Source organism: Faecalibacterium butyricigenerans, from assembly GCF_020687345.1.
Lineage (GTDB): Bacteria > Bacillota > Clostridia > Oscillospirales > Ruminococcaceae > Faecalibacterium > Faecalibacterium butyricigenerans.
The window spans coordinates 1-2,038 of the sequence record NZ_JAJEQL010000070.1 but is presented as its reverse complement, the minus strand read 5'-3'; the positions used below and the strand labels follow the sequence as shown (position 1 = coordinate 2,038).

General features: G+C 59.6%; 2 protein-coding genes. Both read left to right on the top strand.

Features of this window, described 5'->3' with window-relative positions; all coding sequences use genetic code 11:
• Window positions 1-177 precede the first annotated feature (177 nt).
• On the top strand, window positions 178-885 hold the full coding sequence (rsmG, locus tag LKD23_RS12780; protein WP_227621950.1) for a 16S rRNA (guanine(527)-N(7))-methyltransferase RsmG: 708 nt from the start codon (window positions 178-180) through the stop codon (window positions 883-885).
• A gap of 158 nt (window positions 886-1,043) precedes the next feature.
• The gene (locus LKD23_RS12775; RefSeq protein WP_227621949.1) at window positions 1,044-1,838 is read left to right on the top strand and encodes a ParB/RepB/Spo0J family partition protein; all 795 of its coding nucleotides are present in this window, start codon (window positions 1,044-1,046) and stop codon (window positions 1,836-1,838) included.
• Window positions 1,839-2,038 lie beyond the last annotated feature (200 nt).

The following is a 2,038-nucleotide window of genomic DNA, read 5'->3' as shown; positions in this document are numbered from 1 at the left end:
AGGGAGGGGGGAGTCGAAACACCCCTCCCTGCCTCTGGCCCGCGCGGAGCGCAAGCCACTTGACCGCAAGAAAAAACCTGCCCCGCGCTACCAGCGCGAAAGACAACAATATACCGTTTTTTGATAGATGCTATTTTTGAAAATTGCGATAAGCTTTTGTGAAATGAGGATAAGTTTATGATCGATAAAAGCCGACTGGAACAGAAATGTTCCACATGGAACATCACGCTCACCGGCACCCAGCTCGACCAGCTGGACGCCTTTGCTCAGATTCTGGTAGAGTACAACCAGAAGGTCAACCTGACTGCCATCACCGACCAGGAGGGCATTGAGGACAAGCATTTCCTCGACAGCCTGCTCTTTGCGTCCCAGCCCGAGGTGGCGGGGAAGATGGTGGACGTCGGCGCGGGCGCAGGCTTCCCGGGCATCGTGACGAAAATTTACAAGCCAGAGCTGGAGCTGACCCTGATGGAGCCGACCGGCAAGCGGGTGGAGTTCCTGAAATATGCCTGCGGCCAGCTGGGCCTTACCGGCGTGGAGTTCGCTAAGGAGCGCGCCGAGGAGGCTGCCCGGAAGGCGTGGCGGGAGCAGTTCGATTTGGCCTCGGCCCGCGCAGTGGCGGCTCTGCCCATGCTGGCAGAATACTGCCTGCCGCTGGTGAAGGTGGGCGGAAATTTCCTCGCCATGAAGGGCGCATCCGGTGAGGAGGAGCTTGCTGCGGCACGGGGAGCCATCAAGAAGCTGGGCGGCGAGTACAGAGAGACCCGCACCCTGCATCTGCCGGGGGGCGACACCCGCACCCTCATCCTCTGCAAAAAGATTTCGCAAACTCCGACTGCCTACCCCAGAAACGGCGGAAAAATTGCGAAAAGTCCGCTGAAATAACGAAACATCGAATAGAAAATGCAAGACCCTGCCGAACGAAACTTCTGGCAGGGCCTTTTGTTTTTTGGTAAACTGGGAACGTAAGCAGCTGAGCTTTCCACGTTTTCCCGGGAAAGTGTGGAAAACCAAGACGATTTCAGACGAAAAGGGGCGGTATCATGTTTGAGAGAAAGAAATCTGCCGGAAAAATCTATGCTCTCCCCATCGAGAGCATCCAGCCGTCGCCGTTTCAGGCGCGGACCCATTTTGATGAGCAGGAGCTTGCGGGGCTTGCGGCCAGCATCCGGGAAAATGGCCTGCTGCAGCCCATTGCGGTGCGAAAGCGGGAGGATGGCTACGAGCTGGTGGCGGGGGAGCGGCGGCTCCGGGCCTGCAAGATGGCGAAGATGCAGACCATCCCGGCCATCCTCTGCGACTACGCCGACGAGAAGACAGCGGCAATGGGGCTTCTGGAAAATTTGCAGCGGGAAGATCTGAATCCCTTTGAACAGGCGCAGGGCCTGCGGGATGTGATGGTCCTCTGGGACTGCACGCAGGCCGAGGCGGCCAAGCGGCTGGGAATGGCCCAGCCGACGCTGGCCAACAAGCTGCGGCTCTTACAGCTGACGCAGGATCAGCGGCAGTTCGTGCTGGACAACGGCCTCACGGAGCGTCACGCCCGGGCGGTGCTGCGCCTGCCCGAGAATCGCCGCAGCGAGGCCCTCATCACCATCGCCAAGCGGAAGATGAACGCCCGGGCCACCGACCTGTACATCGAGCAGCTGCTCAACGAAGCGGCCCCGGGGAGGCATCGCATCTCGATGGTGAAGGATGTCCGCATCTTTGTGAATACCATCGACCATGCCATCCGCCTCATGACCGATAATGGTGTTCCGGCCACGGCCCACCGGGAGGAAAGGGACGGGTACATCGAGTATACGGTGCGTATCCCGACGGCAGCGGCACAAAGGTAAGGGGGAGAGAGCCGGTGTTCCATGTGGAACATCGGCTCTTTTTCTTTTGAGTGGGCTGAATGGGCGTGCGCGCTGGTAGCGCGGGGGATGCTTTTTCTTACGGTCAAGTGGCTTGCGCTCCGCGCGGGCCAGAGGTAGGGAGGGGTGTTTCGACTCCCCCAAGAAGTGGGCTTCCAATCCCCTGCTGGACGATGCCGGAA